We start from the raw sequence: 19,601 nt of genomic DNA on the forward strand, positions 1-19,601 counted from the left end.
ACCGTATCACCCCTTTACATGGGGTGCCCCCGCGAATGACTTTGGTCGCTTTCGGCGTAGTTCGCCCGAGCCTACCGTGACGGACCGATTGCTCAGGTCCGCCTTCACGGTCCGCCCATGGCAGCTCCATTCCGCCTCAAGACCGCCCTCGACGACGACGTCCTCCGCGTCCACGCCTGCGCGTCGCGTGAGGCGCTGAGCGACCTCGGCGAGACCACGCTGACCCTGCTCAGCGAGCGCAAGGACATCCGCGCCTCGGAACTGCTCGGCAAGTCCGCGACGCTGACCATGGCCCTGCGCGACGACGCGCCCCGCCACCTGGCCGGCTACGTCACCCGCTTCGCGCAGACCGGCTTCGAGGGCAAGCACACCGTCTACCAGATGACGATGCGCCCCTGGCTGTGGCTGCTCACGCGCACCGCCGACTGCCGCATCTTCCAGGCGATGACCGTCCCCGACATCGTCAAGGCGGTCTTCGACGACCACCCGGTCGCGCGCCACGAGTTCAAGCTGATGCGCGCCTACCGGCCCTGGACCTACTGCGTCCAGTACCGCGAGACCGACTTCAACTTCGTTGCCCGACTGCTCGAGAACGAGGGCATCTACTGGTACTTCACCCACGACGAGTCCGGCCACACGCTGGTGCTGACCGACGCCGCCTCCGCCCACGACTGCGCCCCGGACTGCGAGACCCTGCCGTTCTACGGCGGCGCGAACAACGCGCCGCCCGAGCTCGAGTACGTCGACGCCTGGGTCACGCAGGAGAGCCTCAAGCCCGGCAAGGTCGTCATCACCGACTACGACTTCGAGCGGCCCTCGACCTCGCTGGAAACGCAGCTGGACCGCGCCCGCGACTACGACTTGTCCGACGGCGAGGTCTTCGACTACCCCGGCGGCTACGTGCAGGGCAGCGACGGCGCGCAGTACGTCGAGGACCGCCTCGACGAGATCCAGACCGCCTTCGCCCGCTTCGACGGCGACACCAACGCGCAGGGCGTGCGCACCGGCCATCTGCTGTCGCTGAGCCGCCATCCGCGCGACGACCAGAACGCGAAGTACCTCGTCACCGGCACGGTCACGCAGCTGCGCCAGGCGTCGACGGAGTCGGCCTCGGGCGAGTCCGAGCTGCGCTGCCGCTTCAACGCCATCCCCGCCGACCAGCAGTTCCGTCCTGAGCGCCGCACGCCCAAGCCGATGGCGCCGGGCCCGCAGACCGCGATCGTGACGGGGCCGTCGGGCGAGGAGATCTTCACCGACAAGTACGGCCGCGTGAAGGTGCAGTTCCACTGGGACCGCCGCGGCCAGCGCAACGAGACCAGCTCGTGCTGGATCCGCGTCTCGCAGCCCTGGGCCGGCAAGGGCTGGGGCGGCGTGTCCATCCCGCGCATCGGGCAGGAGGTGGTGGTCGACTTCGTCGAGGGCGACCCCGACCAGCCGCTCATCACCGGCCGCGTCTACAACGCCGAGCAGATGCCCCCGTACGGCCTGCCCGCCGCCGCCGTCATCAGCGGCATGAAGTCCAAGACCCACAAGGGCGCCGGCTACAACGAGATGTCGATGGACGACACCGCCGGCAAGGAGATGATCACGATCCACGGCCAGTACGACATGGCCACCACGATCGAGCACGACCAGACCTCCACCATCCACAACAACCGCACCGACACGGTCGACGTGGACGACTCGGAGACCGTGGGGAACAACCAGACGCAGACCGTCGGCGTGAACCAGACGATCAGCGTCGGATCGAACCGCTCGAAGACGGTCGGCGCCAACGAGACCACCTCGGTCGGCGCCAGCCGCACCGAGACCGTCGGCGCGGCCGAGACCATCACCATCGGCGCGCATCGCACCGAGACCGTCAACGGCGGCGAGACGGTGACGATCAACGCCGGCCAGACGGTCACCGTCAACGGCGTGCGCAGCCACACCGTCAACGGTGCGCAGACCACCACCGTCTCGCTGGCCGAGGCCCACACGGTCGGCGCGGCGCGCATGCACACCGTGGGCGCGGCGGAAGCGATCAACGTCGGCGGCGCGCAGATGGTGTCCATCGGCGGGCTGCAGCGGGTCAACGTCGGCGCGCTGCAGTCGATCGGCGTCGGCGGTCCGCACAAGCTGTCGGCCGCGACCATCGGGCAGACCGCCAAGGGCACCTACAAGACCAAGGCCGGCGGCAGCGCCACGATCGAGGCGCCGTCGATCACGCTCAAGGCCGGCGGCAGCAAGATCGTGATGGACTCGAGCGGGATCACCATCACCGCATCCAAGATCACCATCAAGGCCAGCGGCACGGTAGGCATCAAGGGCAGCGGCGGCGTCGCCGTCAAGGGCGCCAAGATCGGAGAGAACTGACATGGCCGAACAAGCAGGCAACGCGGGGCCCCTGGGCGCCGCCCCCAGTCCCAACCGCCGTCGCGGCGACCCGACCCGCGCGGCCGTCGCCGCCGCCGAGCACCTGATGGACCGCATGCGGCTCGTCGACGCCGGCGTGCTGGTCGGCATGTTCTGCGGCTTCGACGCGCAGGGCCGTTTCCTGGTCCGCATGGCCAAGGGCCTGCCGCCCGTGGTCGCGATGTCCGTCGTCGGACTGAAGGTCGAGGATGAGGGCGACGAGGTCATCGTCTCGCTCGAGCGCGGCGATCCGACCCGGCCGGTCATCCTGGGCCGCGCGATGCGGCATGCGGAGCCCGAGGCGCCGAGGCACGGCGCCCGTGCGGCCCACGCCGCGCGCGAACTCGAGCTGGAAGCGCGCGGGGCCGCGCCCGAACCTGAACCCGAAATCGACCCCGAGGGAGCGCCTGCCGGGACGGCCGGACCCGCGCTGACGCGACGGGGTCAGACCGTGACGGTCGACGGCGAGCGCGTCGTGCTCAACGGCGCGAAGCAGGTCGAGCTGCGCTGCGGCGAGGCCAGCATCGTGCTGACCGCCGCCGGCAAGATCCTGATCCGGGGCACCTACGTGCTGAGCCGCTCCAGCGGCGCGAACCGCATCAAGGGTGCGTTCGTCGACATCAACTGACGGTCCCGGACCCCGTCAGGATCCCCCATGTGGCAACTGCAGAACCGCACGCCGTTCGCCGCCGAGCGCGGCTGGGTGCGCGATCGCGACGGCACCGAGATCTGGCTGGTGGCCGTGAAGGCGAGCTTCACGCTGCAGGCGGACGGCACGCCGCGCGTGGCCGAGACGCAGCCCGAGGTGCTGCGCGGTCCGGCGCATCGCGGTGACGCGGCCTCGACCAGCCTGTCGGCGGACGCGGACCTGATCCGGACCAAGATCGCGACCGACGTGATCGTCGATGGACAGGCCCATGCGCCCGGCGGCACGCCGGTGACGGAGCTGGACGTCGGCGTGGCGGTGGGCGGTCGCGCGAAGGTGCTCAAGGTCTTCGGCGATCGCGTCTGGTCAGGCCGCAGCATCGGCCGTCCGGCGCCGTTCACGGCGATGCCCGTCGTGTGGGAGCGCGCCTTCGGCGGTGTCGATCCCCAGGCCGATCCCGCGACCTGGGACGAGCGCAATCCGCTGGGGCAGGGCTACGCGGTCGACGGCGACCATGTCGACGGCCGGCCGCTGCCCAACATCGAAGATCCCGACCATCTGATCCGTGGCTGGAAGGACCGGCCCGTGCCGGCCGGTTTCGGCGCGCTGTGCAGCCATTGGACGGAACGCCGCCGCTTCGCCGGCACCTACGACGAGCGCTGGCAGCGCGAGCGCCTGCCGCTGCTGCCCGACGACTTCGACGACCGTCACTACCAGTGCGCGCCGCCGGATCAGCAGCACGCGGGCTTTCTGCGCGGCGGTGAACCCGTCGCGCTGCTGAACCTGTCGCCGGGTGGCGGACAGCTCCGCTTCGCCTTGCCGCGCGTGTTCCTCGGCCTGGAGACCTTCTTCAACGACGGCCACCGCGAGCAGCATCCGCCGCCGAAGCTGCACACCGTGATCCTGGCGCCGGATGAGCGCCGGGTCTCGCTGGTCTTCCACAGCGCGCTGCCGTGCCATCCGCGCGTGCTCAAGCTCGACCGCACGCGGATCTGGCTCAAACAGGACCTGCGCGACGGCGTGCTCGGGGCGCCGATGCCCGACGAGGCCGATGCCTCCGGTCATCGGACGGAGGCGGCCTGAGATGCGCCAGGAACCGACTGCTCCGCGATCGCCCGCCGCACCGGCTCCGCCGGCGCTGCGCGTCCTGGCGATCGGCGCCTTCACCCCGGTGGGCGGCGACGCGCGTTCGACCGCTGCCGCGGTGCGTGCGGGGCTGTGCGGCTTCAGCGAACACGCCTACATGATCGACACCGCCGGCGAGCCGATGCGCGTGGCGCGGGTGGCCGGCGTCGACGACGCCCTGCGCGGCGCGGAACGCCTGGTCGCGCTGCTCGCGCCCGCGTTGACGGAGGCCTTGGCGGGTGTGTTCGCGCCAGGCGGTGCGGCGACGACGGCCCGCGATGGGCGCGACGGCCGCATCGGCGTCGCCATCGCCTTGCCGCCTGCGCGTCCTGGCGGTCCGGATGACGCCGCCGACGCCGTGCGCGCGCTGTGCCGCGAACGCCTCGGCGCCTGGCTTGGCCCGTGCCAGCTCTTCGCCAGCGGCCATGCGGGCGGCTTCGAGGCGCTCGACCAGGCGCGCGCCTGGCTGCGCGGCGGGCAGGTCGACGCGGTCGTCGTCGCGGGCGTGGACTCGTATCTGGCGCCGGAGACGCTCGAATGGCTCGAGGCCGAAGAGCAGTTGCACGGTGCCGGTCCCTTGAACAACGCCTGGGGCTTCATCCCCGGTGAAGCCGCCGGCGCGCTGCTCCTGGCGCGTGCGGGAGAGACCGCGGCGGGCGGCGGCTGGGCGGACGTGCTTGCGGTCGGTCTCGGCCGCGAATCGAAATTGAACAAGAGCGGCGAGGTCTGCATCGGCGAAGGCCTGACGCAGGCCCTGCGCCGCGCGCTGGATGAAATGCCCGCGGGAGGGGTGATCGACAACGTGGTCTGCGACATGAACGGAGAGGCGTACCGCGCCGATGAATACGGTTTCTGCGGGCTGCGCGTGCGCGACCGGCTGCGCGATCCGACGGACTTCCTCGCGCCGGCGGACTGCTGGGGCGACGTGGGCGCGGCGGGCTTGCCGCTGCATCTGCTGCTGGCGGCCTCCGCCTGCCGCAAGGGTCATGCGAAGGGGCCGCTGACGCTGCTGTGGGGCAGCTCGGACGGCGGCGGACGCGGCGCGGCGGTGATCCGCGCCGACGTGGCGGTGCGGGCATGACGATGGACAACGCCCGCTTCGATCCCGGTCTTCCGGCGCCGGTGACCGCCGACCAGATCGAGACCTACCGCGACGAGGCTGCGTTCCTGTGGACGCAGCGGCGTGACGCGCTCGACGCGCCGCATTACTCGCCGCAGCAGTTCGCCGATCTGGACGAACAACTGGCCGCGCAGATCGACGGGCTCGTCGAGGCCGGCGACGAGGCCTGGCCGCCGTGCCAGGCCGCGCTGGTCAACGATTGCGCGGAGGACTTCTTCGTCGCCGGCGTCCTGGCGCTGAACGGGCGGCCGGACGACTGGCTGCCGCTGGTGCGGCGCGCCAAGGAAGCGCCCGAGGCGGCGCCAGGTCTTGCCTCGGCGCTGGGCTGGGTCGGCGCCAACGAGGCGCTGAAGGCCGAGGCGCTGATGCCGGCCGACGATTCGCTGAGCCGGCGCCTGACGCTGGAGGCCTACGGCGCGCACCGGCTGGACGCGGGCGAGCGCTGGTCGGTGTCGATGCGGTCGACCAATGCCGGCGAGCGCGCGCGGGCGCTGCGGCTGGCGGGCGAGCTCGGGCGCGTCGAGTGGCTGGAGCCGGTGCTCGGCCTGATCGGCGACGAGAAGAGCGAGCCGCGCTACTGGGCCTTGTGGTCCGGCGTGCTGCTGGGCGATCGCGGCAAGGCGCTGGCCGCGCTGACCGGCGCCGCGCTGCGGCCGGGCACGCGGCAGATGGACGCGTTCCGGCTGGCGGTGCTCGCGCTGCCGGTGCAGGAGGGCCACCGCCTGCTGGTGGAGGCGGAGACGATGGCCGGCGCGGCGCGCCTGCGCATCATCGGCGCGGGGCTGTCCGGCCAGCTGCGCTACCTGCCGTGGCTGATCGACCAGATGACCAAGCCCGCCTCGGCGCGCATCGCGCTGGAGGCCTTCTGCCTGATCGCCGGCGCCGACGTGAACACGGACGGCCTGGAGGCGCCGCCGCCGGAGGACTTCGACGAGGGCCCCAACGAGGACCCGGAGGACGACGACGTCGAGGTGCCGGTGGACGTCGCGCTGCCGTGGCCGAACGTCGAGCAGGTGCGGGCCTGGTGGCTGGCGCACCAGTCGCGGCTGCCGACCTTGTCGGCGGACGGCCGGCTTTTCCTGGGTCAGGCGTTGAGCGAGGTGCACTGCCTGCGCGTGCTGCACGGCGGACGTCAGCGGGCGAGGGCGCTCGCCGCGCTGCACCTGTGCCTGCTGCGGCCGGGCACGCCGCTGTTCCCGGTGGATGCGCCGGCGTGGCGGCAGCGCCGTTTGCTGCAGCGCCTGGGCGGGGGGACTGAGGCATGCCGGTCACCATCAAGGTCAACGGGACCGTCAACTCGCTGGTGCACAAATTCAGCAACGGCATCAGCGTCGCGACCATCCCCGACGTTTGCAAGACGCCGAGCCCGGGCGGTCCCGTGCCGATCCCGTATCCCAACATCGCCCAGTCGGTCACGCTGTCCGACGGCACGACGACGGTCAAGGGCGACAAGACCATGGCCGCCATCAAGGGCTCGAAATTCGCGATGTCCAACGGGGACAACGCGGGCACGCTCGGCGGGGTCAAGTCCAGCACCTTCATGAAGGAAGCGACCTGGATCCTGTATTCCTTCGACGTCAAGCTGAATGGGAAGGGCGCCGCGCGGTTGACGGACAAGATGTTCCACAACCACGAGAACGCGGCCAATCTGGCGGGCGTCGTGCAGCAGGCGCTGATGGACGCGGGTCTGACGGAGGCCGAGGCCAACGCGATCTGCCAGGCGTTGTGCGAGACGCAGGCCGAGTACGACAAGGGCAAGCTGCGCGGATCCGGCCGCGCGTCCAAGGACTTCGAGGACCGCCTGAACAAGCTGAAGCAAGAGGGCAAGCTGGGCGAGGGCATCTCGCCGGAACAGCCCTACTTCATGCCCACCGATCTGAAGAAGCCGCCCGTGCCCATCGAGCCGATGATGGAGGGCAACGTGCTGGACAAGCTGGTCAATACGCTGCTCTCGCTCAACGGTTCGCACCCGCCGATCGAGCTGAATGCCGCCGGAGAACCTTCCCGCAAATTCATCCGTCAGGTGTGCTCGCTGTTCAAGGATCACCCCTCGCAGAGGACCGTGCGCTTTCCCGACCTGGTCGTCGACCGTGCCGGCAAGCGGCAGATCTTCGATGCCAAGTTCAATTACGAGAAGATCCTCGGGCCCGGCAAGCGCGACAAGTTCTCCGATGACCAGATCTCCGCGTATCGTCGGATCTCGAAGCCGCCCGGTCAGGACCCCACCCCCATGACGCCCGAGGACTGCGGATGCCCGGGCTATACCAAGTAGGCCAGCGGGCCCAGGCAGGCAAGCAGGCAATCAGGCAATCAGGCGAAACAGAGACGGCGACGCCACGAGCGGCCTCGCCGACAGGACAATCGACAACATGAGCCCACAGGAAGAGACGATCGTTTTCAGCGATGGCGATGAGGTGCTGGCGTTGCGCACGCTGGGCGCCACCTTGTTCTTCGATACCGGCCCCAAGGCCGAGGGCGTGCTGCCGGCCCTGCTCGCGACCCTGGAGCGGGTGCTGCCGCAGGCACGCTGGGTGCGCGCGGGCAGTGCGCGCCGCAACCAGGCCGTGTCGGCAACGACGGCGCAGAAGTTGCGGACGCTGGCGGAGGATGCCGCGCGACAGCGCACGGACCTGTCCATCGTGATCGACTCGGGGGAGGTCGGGGACGGCGTCGGCCCGTGGGCGCTGAAGTACTCGTGTTCCCCGAGCTACGACGGCCAGATCGTCGGCTACCTGCAGTTCCACATGCCGGTCACGGAGCCGGCCCAGCGTCTTCGGGACTGGGTCGCGGATGCCGTGGGCCGATCGGGTTTCCTGCACGGCTATGGCGGACTGGCGCTCAACTTCGACCACAACGACATCAACCGCGCGCGCGGCAAGGCGCTTCACGCCCATGTGATGCGGTACGCCGGCGTGTCGCTGAGCGATCTGATCGCCGAGAAGGAAAACCTGCAGACCGAGCTCAAGGGCGCGCAATGGCTGACCTACGTCGGCGACGCGCTGCTGGCACGTGACCCGGACGCGGCCAAGGCGCTGTCCGGGCATCCGGGCGCCGCGCGCATCGGCGCCGGCGTGCTGGTGCAGGCCGCGGCCGAGCCGCTGGAGGGGGACGTGAACCGCGGGACGGACCTGAGCGCCTATCGACGCGTGAACGCGCTGCTCGCGCCCTGGCTGGTCGACAACCTCTTCCCGTTGCCAGGGTTCCCGGACGAGGAGGCGACACGCGAATGGCTGCATCGCCTCCGGCCCTGATCTGCCACGGCCGCCTCGTGCCCGTGCTCCGCGGCCGGATCGACTGACGCCAGGCCGGTCACCCTCAAGGTCAACGGAACGGTCAACTCGCTGGTCCACAAGTTCAGCAACGGCATCAGCGCGGCGACCATCCCCGACGTCTGCAAGACCCCGCCCGGCGATGCCTGCCATCCAGCGGCTGTATGACGGCTTCATGCAACGGTATGGCGCCAGCATCCGACTGTGCAGCAGAGGTGGGGGACCGCAGGGTCGCGCAGTTCTTCTAACGTGGCCTGGGGGAGGGCATCGGATGACTTTCGTTCATTGCCCCCGATCCCCGTGACAGAGACGATGCGCATTGGGCGGCGATCCTCGCCGCGGCGAGGCGTTCGATGTCACGAAAAGAAGGCAATCCCCGCTCGGCCAAGCCGGGCAACGCACCGGCGGCGGCCGACGATCCCACGCTCGATCCGGACGCGACACGCATCGTGCCGGCCGGCGCGCCGCTGGACCGCATGCCCCCGAACACCGCCGCCAACCGCGCCGTTCCGGCATCGGCCGCGGAGCCGGATCCCGAGCCGCCTCATGACGAGGGCCCCGAGACGGTCCAGCATGAACGCGAGATCAGCTTCATCGATCCGACGTTCCCCGACACCTTCTCGATGCGCGCCGGTCGCAAGCCGGCCGACATTCCCGTCGACACCGACCACACCGTCATCGCGCCCGCCCCGCTGCTGACCCCGCGCGCGCACGCCGAGAAGCCCGCCCCCTCGACGCCCGCCGCCGAATCCGCCATTCCCGCTGAAGCCTCTTCCGTGACTCCTGCCCCGACGCCTTCGGCGCCTGCCCAGCCCCCCGTTCCACCAGCCGCGCCGGTCGAGCCGCCCGCAGCCGCCGCCAAGTCGCTCGCGGACATTGAGCCCTCGGGCAATGAAACGGTGCTCGTTCCGGCCGCGAAGGCTGTCGTGGCGAAGCCGCCCGCCGTCGAGGCGGTTGCCAAGCCGCCCGTGGCGCCTCCGGCCCCCGAAGTGACACCGCCCGCCGTGCCGGTCGCCCCGCCCGCTGCGTCGGTGACGCCGTTCGCCGCGCCCGTCGCCGACGCCGAGGAATCCGAATTCGGCGCGTCCGAATTCGCCGAGACCGTGCTCGATCCCGATGCCGCCGCCGCCGTGGCGGCGCTGCGCGCCTTGCCGCCCGAGCCCGAGCGGCGTCCGTCCACCGGCACGCTGCCGGGCGGCACGCTCGCCGCGAAGGTCGCGAGCAACGAGGCCCCCGTGCGCCAGGTCGGCCGCTTCCAGGTGCTGGACCGCATCGGACGCGGCGGCATGGCCAGCGTCTTCAAGGCGCACGACCCGAGCATCGGCCGCGACGTGGCGATCAAGTTCCTGCACGCCTCGCTGTGCGAGGACGAGGAATACCACGCCCGCTTCCTGCGCGAGGCGCGCGCCTCCGGCAGCCTGTCGCATCCCAACATCGTCACCGTGCACGACGTGGGCGAGGTCGACGGCCGGCCCTACATGGCCATGGAGCTGCTCGACGGCGAGCCGCTGGCCGACCTGCTCGAGCCCGGCACGCCGCTGCCCATCCGCGACACCGTCGTGATGGCCATCCAGCTGGCCCGCGCGCTCGACTACGCGCACAAGCGCGGCATCGTCCACCGCGACATCAAGCCCGGCAACATCGCCCGCGTGCGCGGCACGCTCGACATCAAGGTGATGGACTTCGGCATCGCCCACATGGAGTCCACCAAGGGGGAGCAGCGCACCCGCGTCGGCGACGTGCTCGGCACGCCGCAATACATGGCCCCCGAGCAGATGAACGGCGAGAAGATCGACGGCCGCTCGGACCTGTTCTCAGTGGGCATCGTGCTGTACCAGATGCTCACCGGCGTGCGCCCGTTCACCGGCGACAGCGTGGTGAACCTGGCGCTCAAGATCGCCAAGGACGACCCGACGCCGCTCAACAAGCTGCGCCCCGAGATCCCCGCGTCGCTGCGCCGCGTCGTCGACCGCTGCATGGCCAAGGCGCCGGACAACCGCTTCCAGACCGGCGCCGAACTCGCCGATTCGCTGGTCAAGGTGCTCAACGAGATCGACGAGGAAGCGCGCAACAAGGGCCGCTCCAAGCTGATCCCGCTGCGCGTGAAGTGGGCCGCGATGATGGCCGGCATCGTCGCCATCGTGATGGCCGTGAGCGGCTCCATCATCAGCCAGCGCCAGAACGCCGCGCTGATGCAGCAGGTGGCCGACTACGGCACCGCGCTGTCGCGCTTCATCGCCGCGCAGAACGCCACCGCGGCGCTGGGCGAGGACTGGGTCTCCGTCGACGTCTCGCTGCAGGAGATCATGAAGACGGGTGACTTCGAGAGCGTCACCGTCATCGACCGCGCCGGCGTGGTCGCGGCGTCCAGCCTGCCCGACACCGTCGGCAAGCCGTATCAGGCGCCGCCGGGCGAGACGCTGGGCGCGCAGGGCGCCGTCAAGCGCACTCGGTACCACGCGGCGGGCGGCGCGGCGATCCTGGGCTTCGATTCGCCGATCACCTTCCAGGACAAGACCGTGGGGCGTGTCGCGCTGGGCTTGCCGGAGCGCCCGCTGGAAAGCGTCGCGCGGCTGTCGCGCACGCTGATGGCGGTGCTCGCGGTGACGACGGTGCTGGCCGTGGCGATCGCGATGTTCTTCGTCGCCAACTGGTTCTCGCGGCCCATCAAGCTGGTCGTGGAGGCGCTGGACGAGATCGGCCGTGGCCGCGTCGACTTCCGCATCCGAGAACAGCGCAAGGACGAATTCGGGCTGCTCTACGCCGCCTTCGACCGCATGGCGCAGGCGCTGCAGGACAAGCAGGCGCTGGCGGCCTCCGCCGCGAAGGCCGAGGCGCCGACGACGATCGGGCGCAAGTCCGGCGCGCTGGCGGCGGCGCGCGCGCAGGCCGCTCAGGCCGCGCAGGCTTCTCCGGCCGAGCCCGAGCCGCCGGTCGCCGTTGCGCCTTCGGATGAGCAGACGCAACCCGCACCGCCGGTGCCGCCGTCGACGCCGGGAGCCGCCTGATGTCCGTCGCGAAAGCATTGCCGCGCATGAGGGCTCCTCACGCCAACCCTCTCCCGCAAGCGGGAGAGGGAGTCAATCCGCGTCGTCCGATGCTGGGCGGCGCAGTCGTCGTCGCTGCGGCCATGGTGCTCGCGCTGACCGGTTGCGTCGCGCCGCCGACCGCGACGCCGCCGCTGAGCGAGCCCGCGCCCGTGAAGGCGCCTTCGACCACCGCCAACGGCGAGATCGTCGCGCGCAGCGACCGGCTGTTGATCTACGTGCCGGTGGCCGGTGAGTCGCTGCGCGGCATCGCGGCCCGGCTGCTCGGCAGCGAGGACCGCGACTGGCAGATCAGCGAGGCCAACAGCGGCGCCACGAAGGCCGAGCCGGGCCAGCCGCTGATCGTGCCTCTCAAGCCGATGAGCCCGCTGGGCGTGCGCTCGGGCCAGCTGCAGACCGTGCCCATCCTCTGCTATCACCGTCTCGGCACGGTCGGCGGCAAGATGGCCGTGTCCCAGGCCAACTTCGCGGCGCAGATGGAGTGGCTCGCGAAGAACGACTACCGCGTCGTCAAGCTGTCGCAGCTCGCGGGTTACCTCGACGGCAAGGAGCCGCTGCCGCCCAAGGCCGTGGTGATCACCTTCGACGACGGCTACGAGTCGGTCTACAAGCTGGCCTATCCGGTGCTGCGCAAGCTCGGCCTGCCGGCGACGATGTTCGTCTACACCGACTTCGTCGGCGCGGGCGGCGACGCGGTGAGCTGGCCGCAGCTGGCGGAGATGCAGTCCTCGGGGCTGATGGACATCCAGTCGCACTCGAAGTCGCATCGCAACCTGATCGAACGCACCACCGGCGAGAACGAGGAGCGCTACAAGCGCAACCTCGACAGCGAGACCGCCGGCCCGCGCGACCTGATCGAGCAGAAGCTCGGCACGGCCGGCCAGGTGCGCCATTACGCCTATCCCTACGGCGACGCCAACGAGCTGGTGCTGGACGCGTTGACGCGCCAGAAGTACACGCTGGCGGTGACCGTCAACCCGGGCGGCAACGCCTTCTACGCGCAGCCGCTGATGCTGCGCCGCACGATGATCTTTGGCGACCACGACCTCGAGGCCTTCAAGGCCCGGCTGCAGACCAGCCGACGCATCGGACCGACCCCATGAGAGCCGCCGTTGCACTGGCCCTGGTGATGGCCGTCGCGCTGTCGGCCTGTACCGGCGGCCCCGGCGCGTTGCGCAACCCGGAAGGGACGGCGGGCGCGCCGCCGTCGGCGTTCGAGCAGGCGCAGGTCCAGCGTGCGCAGGAGCAGGTGAAGGATGGCCAGTTGGCCGACGCCGCCTGGACCTGGGAGGCGCTGACGGTGCTGCGTCCGGACAATGCCGGTTATCGCGACAGCCTGGCCGCGACGCGGCAGCAGATCGACAGCGGCGTGAGCGAGCGCCTGGACAAGGCCCGGGCCGCGCAGAAGCGCGGTGACCTCGACGGTGCGACGACGCAGTACCTCGCGGCGCTGTCGCTGCAGCCGGACAACGAGGCGGCCGCCGATGCGCTGCGCGCGCTCGAGAAGGAACGCAACCAGAAGAGCTACCTCGGCAAGCCGGCGCGCGTGACGCTGCGCAAGGCCGCGCCGCCGCCGGTCGCGGCGAAGCCGGCCTCGCCCGCGAAGGCGCAGGCGTCGAGCTCGGGCGCCCCGGCGAAGGAGTCGGCCCAGGCCGCGGCGGCCACGGCCGGACCGGACCGCAACGAGCTGGAGCACATCGCGATGCTGGCGGCGCAGGGCGAGATCGACGAGCCGATCCGCCTGCTGGAGAAACGCGCGCCGCAGGATCGCAACGATCCGTCGGCGAAACGGCTGCTGGCCGACCTCTACGTGCGCAAGGCCGAGAAGCTGGCGACGATCGACAAGTCCGGCGCGATCATGGTGCTGCAGAAGTGCCTGCGCGTGGACCCGAAGAATGCGCGCGCGACGGCCATGATGCGGCAGCTGATCGACGAATCGGCCGCGAAGTCCTCCGCGCCCGCACCCGCCGCGGCGGCGACGGCGAAGAACAAGGTCGACAAGAAGTGAGGCGCCGCCGGGGCGGGTCTCGCCTCAGACCGGGGCAAGGTCGCGCCCCGTTCTTCCAGGACGGTCGCGGAGGGGGATCGCCGGCCGGGCGGGCGCGAACCGCTGCCTGAATTGCAGGCGACTCTCCGGATACGACTCGGCGTGGCGCTTGAGGTCGTCGATGAGCCGCTGATGGTGGCTCTGCGTCATTCTCTGCACATACGTCGCATCGTCTTCCTCTCCGTGGTCTCCGGGGAAGTCGAGGTCCACCTCGATGTACCGCTTGGGGGCGCGCGCCTGTAGTTCGGTGGCGAGCGCAGACAGGTCGACGCCATGGAGACGCGCAACGTCCTCGACGGCAGTCCCGTTCCTGACCGCGTCGCCCGGCTTTTCCGTCATCGCCTGGAGCAGCAGGTCGTAGCGATTCAGGGGGTCCAGGATGCCATGGCGGTCCGCCGTGGCATCCACCAGGTGGCCATTCTTCACCGCCTCGCAAGCCGCCCCGCAGCAGGCCGCGCGCTCCAGGGCCCGGCGTCCGTTGACGCTTCGGATGCCATGCCTTTCCGCCACCTGATCGACGGGTTCGCCCAAGACCGCAGCTTCTCCCGCGACGCCGTCGATTGCGAACAACTCCAGGTCCTCGATGTCGTGCTCGACGGTAAGTCGATGACGCAGCGCCACCGCATCCACACTCTCCCCTTGACGGACAGCCAGTCGAGCGGCAGCCACGCTACCCAGCACACCTTCGTCCCGGGCGTCGATTCGCGATTGCAACGTGTCGATGAGGCCGATGCGGATTCCGAGGCGCTTGGCGATCGCCTCAGGATCTTCACCCGCCTGGAGGGCTGCCTCGGCGGGACCCAGGTGGATCGCCGTGCTCTCAAGCCGCAAAGCAAGGGCTTTCCGCAGCTTTTCGTTGCAAGACGGATAGAACTCGCGAACCATCCGATCGGGGTGCAGGCCGTCAGCGATGGCGAGTACGGGCGAGCCGTACCAGGCCAGGAGCCTCAAGCGCTCGAGCATTCGCTGCGGCAGCATGGACTGGCAAGTCAGCAAGCTCGCCGCGGCTTCCTGGCATTGCGCCTCGGGCAATCGATCGAGGCAGTCCGCCAGTGCCAGCAGGGGCTGGGGCTGATCGCTCTTGCGAAGCCCCTGGACGGCCGTCAGCAGTCGCTGAAAGGTCTCGAGTCGTTCGCCCCAGTGGGGTTGCGCCTTGCCGGAGATCTGGGCGATCTCCTGGGAGATCTTCGCCCGGTTCCGCTGGTAGTCGACGGCCCGTGCGCTCCTGCTGCTCGTGAGCGCAATCGCCCTCAGATCCTTCACCGGAAGGTGCTCGGAGACCGTCTCGACCATCTCCTGTGGCGGGTCTGTCCGGTCCGTACGCTGCGGGACCGGCATCCCCATGGAGGACGGGGGCGTTCCGGTCGACGTTTCGATTTCCGGTTCGATTGCCGGCGCTATTGCCGGCGCGATTGCCGTTTCTGTGGACGGCGTCAGGATCGCACGTTGACATGCGGAGGATGTGTTGAACATGGCGATCGTTCTCCGGGTTCCCATGTCCCTGCGCCTGCCACCATGGCAGACGACCTGGACAAGGGAGCTATGTGACCCGGAGATGGCGATGGTTCGCGGCGAAGTGAAGCGCCGCCGGGGCGGGTCTCGCCTCAGGCCGGGGCCGGGGGCTCGTGCCCCGTGGCTCCAGGACGTTCGCGGGCGGGGACTTCCGTCAGGAAGGTCATGAACCGACGCCTGAATTGCAGGCGACTCTCCGGACGCGACTCGGCGTGGCGCTTGAGGTCGTCGACGAGCCACTGGTAGTGGCTCTGCGTCATTCTTTGCACATACGCCGCATCGTCTTCCTCTCCGTGGTCTCCGTGGTCTCCGTGGCCTCCGGGGAAGCCGGGGTTGAGCTCGCTGTGCCGCTGGGGCGCGCGGGCTTGCAGTTCGACGGCGAGCGCAGACAGGTCGATGCCATGGAGACGCGCCACGTCCTCGACGGACGCCCCGTTCCTGACCGCGTCGCCGGGCTTTGCCGCCATCGCCTGGAGCAGCAGGTGGTAGCGGTTCAGCGGGTCCAGGATGCCGTGGCGGTCCGCCGTGGCATCCACCAGGTGGCCATGCCTCACCGCATCGCAAGCCGCCCCGCAGCAGGCCGCGCGCTCCAGGGCCCAGCGTCCGTTGACGCTTCGGATGCCATGCCTCGCCGCCACCTGATCGACGGGCTCGCCCAAGGCCACTGCTTCTCCCGCGACGCCTTCGGCCGCGAACAACTCCAGGTCCTCGATGTCGCGCTGCCGGGTGAGCCGAAGACGCAGGGCCACTTCCTCCACGCTTTCTCCCCCACGGGCCGCTCGTCGAGCGACAGGCAGGGCACCGGGCGGCACGGCAGGGAGCACATCGCCTCTCCGGTCGATCCGCCTTTTCAACGCCCACGCGAAGTTGGTGTCAATGCCGAGGCGCCGGGCAACCTCGTCCGGATCTTCACACGCCTTGATGGCTTCCTCGGCGGGACCCAGGTGGATCGCCGTGCTCTCGAGCCTGAGAAGAAGATCGTTCCGCGCCCGTCCTTCGCAGGACGGATAGAAGTGGCGAACGATCGTTTCGACGCTCACGCCGCCAGCGATAGCGAGAGTGGGCGAACCGTGTTCGGCCAGGATCTTCAAGGGCTCGTGCAGTGACTCCGGCAGCAGCGGATGCAAAGTCAGCAAGTTCGCCGCGGCCTGTCGGCATTCCGCTTCCGGCATCAGATCGAGGCATGCACTCAGGGCCTGCAGCGCTTGCCGGGGCTGATCGCTCTTGCGGAGCCCTTGGATGGCAGTCAGCAGTCGCTGAAAGGTCTCGAGTCGTTCGCCCCAGGGAGGCTGCGCACTTCCGGAGATCCGGGCGATCTGGTGGGAGATCATCGCCCGCTTCAGCTGGTAGTCGACGGCCCGTGCGCTTTCCCTGCTCGTGAGCGCCAGCGCCCTCAGATCCTTCGCCGGAAGGTGCTCGGCGACCCGCTCGAGCATCTCCTGCGGCAGGTGCATCAGGCCCGCGCGCTGCGGATTCGGCATTCCGCCAGACGGAGGCAGTGTTCCGGGTGCCGTGTCGATGGCCGTTTCGATGGCCGTTTCGGTCACCGCCTCGGTCGCCGCTTCGGTGGGGGACGTGGGGATCGTGCTTCCCCAGTGGGGCGATGTTCTGACCATGACAATGGTTCTCCGGTTGCTCATGTCTCCGTGTCTGCCTCGATGGCGGACAACCTGGACAAGGGGGATGAGCTATGTGACCGGGAAACGGGGGCGGTTCGCCTCTGGAATCCGCGGGATGGGCACGCCGGCGAAGGCACGTGCCCACCGGCCGCCGCGCCTGCCGCCGCTCCGACGGCGAAGAACAAGGTCGACGGGAAGTGAACGCGTGAGCGTTCCCGGGGATGGCTCACACCCTTGGTACGGAGGACGCTCTGCCTGAATTGGCCTCGCGCTCCAGAAATTCGGCTGGGCTGATGTCGCGGCGCAGCTCATACATCGCCCTGCCGTAGTTCTTTGGACGCTGCGAGAGCCATTCGTCCGCTGTGTGCTCTTCCATGGCTTCCGCGATCTGTGAGAGATCGAGGCCATGTTCGTGTGTCACCTGTTCCACGGTCTTCTCGCCCGTCCTGACCTCATCGCCTGGTACGCCCTTCATCGCCTCGGCCAGCAGCGCCAACAGGTAGGGCGCGGATCGAATGCCATGGTGTCGCGCCACGGCAGCCACGATTTCTCCCGCGCGGGCCTTTTCGCCGGCAGCGCCGTCGCAGGCGAGGCGTTCCAGCTCCATGCGTCCTCTCTCGGTGTCAATGCCATGCTTCTGCGCGATGGCATCGACGTCTTGCCCCCGGACGGCGGCTTCCCCGGCGACACCGTCGACCGCGCACTTCACCAGGTCATCTCGATCGGTGGTGAGGAAGTCGACACCTTCAAAGCATCGATTCACAGCCGCGTCCACAGGTTCGCCCTGGCGGACTGCGCGACGGGCTTGCTGCAAACGGGCTATGTAGAGCGAAGGATCCTGCACCCCTTGAAAAGTCCAGTAACGCGTTGGCAGCGGTAGGTCTTCGGGAAAAACTCCATAGCGCTTCGCCACCGTCTTTTTGTCTTCGCCAGCATCGATGGCTCCCTGGATGGGCCCGTGGCTGAGGGCCAGCCGTTCCAAGTCATAAGTTCTGTCAATTTCAAAGCATTTCGCGATGGCATTGAGCGGCTCTCCAGCAATGACGGCGCTGGCGGCCGAACCGTGGCTCGCGAGGACTCTCAACTGACTGACCAAGCGTTCGGACAACCCGGACAGGTCCCTCAGAACTGCAGCCGCAGCCGGCTTGCGTTGAGCCTCGGGCAATCGATCAAGACGCGCACACAACGCCTGGAGCGGCGCGGTCTGATCCTCGCGCGGAAGACGTCGGACGAGAAACAGCAGAGACCGGAAGTCGTCCAGCCCGGACGTCCATGAGAATCGCTCGATGTCTTGCTGGAGCGTCCTCTGCTTCAATTCGAACTGCCAGTCGACGATGCTTCCCATGCGCTGGTTCACACACGCCAGAGCCTGCAACGATCGCATCGGCAGGTGCCCGGCAATCTGGTCCAGCATTTCCTCCGGCAGCTCGTTCAATCCGCGATCTTGGCGGGCCTCCGCCTCGCCGGAAGGCGGCGGTTCGACGTTGATGGGCTGTGAGGCCTCGAGCTCAAATCGTTTGAAATCCGGGGAGGGCAGCATGGTGGCGTTCGTTGAAGGCATGCGCTTTTGCGACAGTCGAACGACAGCCATCCCGGCGCAAGGGTACGCTTGGTGGTCCGGGATGATTAGAAGTTCAAGCCCTCAGAACGTCACCTTCACCGACGCCGCGCTGCGCGTGGCCTCGCCGTGGAAGACCGCCTCGATGTTGTTGCCGTCCGGGTCGAGCACGAACGCCGCGTAGTAGCCGGGGTGGTAGGGCCGCTCGCCGGGCGCGCCGTTGTCGGTGCCGCCGTTGGCCAGCGCGGTCTTGTGGAAGGCATCCACCGCCGCGCGGTCCTTGGCCTGGAAGGCCAGGTGGTGGCGGCCGGTGAGGTGCCCTTGCGCGGCCTGGCTGTCGGCGGTCGACACGAACAGCTCGTCGGCCCAGAAGTAGTCGTCGCCCGAGCCGCCGATCGGCACGCCCAGCGGGGGCAGGATCGCCTCGTAGAACTTCCGGCTGGCGGGCAGATCCCGCACGACGAGCTGGAGGTGGTCGATGAGGCGTCCGCGATGCAGTTCCTGCGTTTCCATGGGGATCTCCTTGAAATCGTGGCGGTGAAAACGTCCAGTGACAGGAACGGGGCAAGCGGCGTTCTTGTCCGTTCACCTCCGGACGCGGCGCCCGTGCCGTTCGTTTTTCCTGCGATGTCTTGCGACGCCCCCCGAGTCCGGGACAGCGCGAGCGCTCGATGGGCCCCGCATTTGCTCTCGCGATCGTTCTCGTGCCCTTGCACGTCTCCGAAAGCAGCCCTCTCATGAAACCGCTTCTCCTTGCCGCACTCTTCTGGGCGGTCGTGCCCCAGGCACAGGCCCAATTCAATCCGCCCGCCGGACCCGAGCAGACCATCGAGGTCCGCGCCGGTTCCGCGACCGACAGTCGATCGACCCATGGCACGCCCGGATCGTTGAACGCGTCGGCGAGCGAGAGCGGCACGGATGCGTCGGGAACGCCCTTCAACGCCACCGCGTCGGCGTCGACGCGGCTGGGTCCGGGCTACCTGTCGGGCAGCCTCGCCACGAGCGTCACGGGCAGCGGCACCTCGTCGACCTCGATGACGGCGTACCAGACCGATGCACTGACCTTCACGCGCAACGACGGCAGCTTCGATCCGGAGCTGATCGTCCACTACAACATCGTGATCGCGGGCGGCACGTCGGCGTCGATGACCGGCGGCGCCGGCGGCACGACGCAGGCGGGGGCGCTGGACTGGACCCTGGTCCATCAGCTCGACGGCTTCTACACGACCGCCTGGCAGAGCACCACCACGCTCGCCCACGACGG

Annotated in this window: 13 protein-coding genes and 1 pseudogene; 10 read left to right on the plus strand and 4 right to left on the minus strand. The window is 69.3% G+C overall.

The genetic code is table 11. The annotated features are described in order from the left end of the window. The first annotated feature begins 117 nt into the window (after positions 1–117). From AC1VNM_RS06620 to AC1VNM_RS06665, 10 genes and pseudogenes are all read left to right on the plus strand, one after another. Positions 118–2,355: a type VI secretion system Vgr family protein gene (locus tag AC1VNM_RS06620; protein ID WP_483106294.1), complete on the plus strand. Its 2,238-nt coding sequence runs from the start codon at positions 118–120 to the stop codon at positions 2,353–2,355. A 1-nt stretch (position 2,356) separates the two neighbouring features. Continuing rightward, on the plus strand, positions 2,357–3,022 hold the full coding sequence (locus tag AC1VNM_RS06625; RefSeq protein WP_377155216.1) for a DUF6484 domain-containing protein: 666 nt from the start codon (positions 2,357–2,359) through the stop codon (positions 3,020–3,022). A gap of 27 nt (positions 3,023–3,049) precedes the next feature. Next, the gene (locus AC1VNM_RS06630; protein WP_483106295.1) at positions 3,050–4,123 is read left to right on the plus strand and encodes a DUF2169 family type VI secretion system accessory protein; all 1,074 of its coding nucleotides are present in this window, start codon (positions 3,050–3,052) and stop codon (positions 4,121–4,123) included. Position 4,124: 1 nt separating this feature from the next. Beyond that, positions 4,125–5,246, plus strand: a complete 1,122-nt coding sequence (locus AC1VNM_RS06635) for a beta-ketoacyl synthase N-terminal-like domain-containing protein (protein ID WP_377155214.1) — start codon at positions 4,125–4,127, stop codon at positions 5,244–5,246. 2 nt (positions 5,247–5,248) lie between these two features. Beyond that, positions 5,249–6,502: pseudogene (locus tag AC1VNM_RS06640) on the plus strand (TIGR02270 family protein); the annotation flags it as partial. 44 nt (positions 6,503–6,546) lie between these two features. Further along, complete coding sequence (locus AC1VNM_RS06645) at positions 6,547–7,557, plus strand: DUF4150 domain-containing protein (protein ID WP_483106296.1); 1,011 nt, start codon at positions 6,547–6,549, stop codon at positions 7,555–7,557. A gap of 97 nt (positions 7,558–7,654) precedes the next feature. Beyond that, positions 7,655–8,536: a type VI immunity family protein gene (locus AC1VNM_RS06650; protein WP_483106297.1), complete on the plus strand. Its 882-nt coding sequence runs from the start codon at positions 7,655–7,657 to the stop codon at positions 8,534–8,536. Between the two features lie 371 nt (positions 8,537–8,907). Next, complete coding sequence (locus AC1VNM_RS06655) at positions 8,908–11,562, plus strand: protein kinase domain-containing protein (RefSeq protein WP_483106298.1); 2,655 nt, start codon at positions 8,908–8,910, stop codon at positions 11,560–11,562. 26 nt (positions 11,563–11,588) lie between these two features. Next, positions 11,589–12,704, plus strand: coding sequence for a polysaccharide deacetylase family protein (locus tag AC1VNM_RS06660; RefSeq protein WP_483106299.1), 1,116 nt, complete (start codon positions 11,589–11,591; stop codon positions 12,702–12,704). Further along, positions 12,701–13,609, plus strand: coding sequence for a hypothetical protein (locus AC1VNM_RS06665; protein WP_377155206.1), 909 nt, complete (start codon positions 12,701–12,703; stop codon positions 13,607–13,609). Before AC1VNM_RS06660 ends, AC1VNM_RS06665 begins: the two co-directional genes overlap by 4 nt. Positions 13,610–13,633: 24 nt before the next feature. Here AC1VNM_RS06665 and AC1VNM_RS06670 read toward each other — a convergent pair whose 3' ends face one another. From AC1VNM_RS06670 to AC1VNM_RS06685, 4 genes are all read right to left on the minus strand, one after another. Beyond that, positions 13,634–15,121, minus strand: a complete 1,488-nt coding sequence (locus AC1VNM_RS06670; protein ID WP_483106300.1) for a hypothetical protein — start codon at positions 15,119–15,121, stop codon at positions 13,634–13,636. Between the two features lie 131 nt (positions 15,122–15,252). Then, on the minus strand, positions 15,253–16,776 hold the full coding sequence (locus tag AC1VNM_RS06675) for an F-box protein (RefSeq protein WP_483106301.1): 1,524 nt from the start codon (positions 16,774–16,776) through the stop codon (positions 15,253–15,255). 229 nt (positions 16,777–17,005) lie between these two features. Continuing rightward, positions 17,006–18,319 (minus strand): F-box protein, encoded by a 1,314-nt coding sequence (locus AC1VNM_RS06680; protein ID WP_483106302.1) that lies wholly within the window; start codon positions 18,317–18,319, stop codon positions 17,006–17,008. 102 nt (positions 18,320–18,421) lie between these two features. Then, the gene (locus AC1VNM_RS06685) at positions 18,422–18,850 is read right to left on the minus strand and encodes a VOC family protein (RefSeq protein WP_483106303.1); all 429 of its coding nucleotides are present in this window, start codon (positions 18,848–18,850) and stop codon (positions 18,422–18,424) included. Positions 18,851–19,601: the final 751 nt, after the last annotated feature.

The organism is Mitsuaria sp. MSU3D, from assembly GCF_056867975.1.